Below are 664 nucleotides of genomic sequence, written 5' to 3' on the forward strand. Positions count from 1 at the left end.
GGCGTTTGAAAAAGGTGACCCGCCGTAAGGGCGGAACCCTAAGCAGCCGTTACCGCAGCAATGGATATGTACTCAATCAGCCAGGAAACCATCGCCCGACTAGGGCTCAGCACTGAACATCTGCAGATAAGCCAACAAATTATTCAACTTCTCCTCATCACTCAGCCCCCAGAAAATCATCCGCGTCCCCGGCACCACCCCTTTCGGATCCTCCAGATAAGCCTTCAACGTCGCCCGATCCCAGATAATCCCCGAGTTCTTCATCGCATCGGAATAAACATAATTGGCCGAAGTCCCGGCAGCCCGGCCAATGATGCCGTTCAACTGCGGACCAAACCCCGAACGAGCCGACTCGCCAACCTGATGGCAACCGCCGCACAGACGCGGAAAGATTTTCGCCCCGGCCTCAGGATCGCCCTCAGCCCGTGCGCTGGCGCTGGCGCTGGCGCTGGCGCTGGCGCTGAAGATCAAGGCCAGAAACAGTGTCGTGGTAAATTTCATTGAGCAGTCCAAACCTCGCTTTGCATGGCGTGGGCGCAGTTTACAGATAAGCGCCGATGATCGTTCTGACGGTGATCAACGCCTGACGCAACACGTGCATGTCCACCGAGCCGAGCGCCAGACGAATCGCATGGGGCGTATGGGCCGACAGCGAAAACGGCTC

1 protein-coding gene is annotated in these 664 nt (G+C 57.8%); it reads right to left on the bottom strand.

The genetic code is table 11. From position 1 onward, the window contains the following. Nucleotides 1–99: 99 nt before the first annotated feature. Nucleotides 100–501, bottom strand: a complete 402-nt coding sequence (locus D6877_RS19275) for a cytochrome c family protein (protein WP_130911793.1) — start codon at nt 499–501, stop codon at nt 100–102. Nucleotides 502–664: the final 163 nt, after the last annotated feature.

It is taken from the genome of Pseudomonas sp. Sample_9 (assembly GCF_004307535.1).
Taxonomy (GTDB): Bacteria; Pseudomonadota; Gammaproteobacteria; order Pseudomonadales; family Pseudomonadaceae; genus Aquipseudomonas; species Aquipseudomonas mercuritolerans.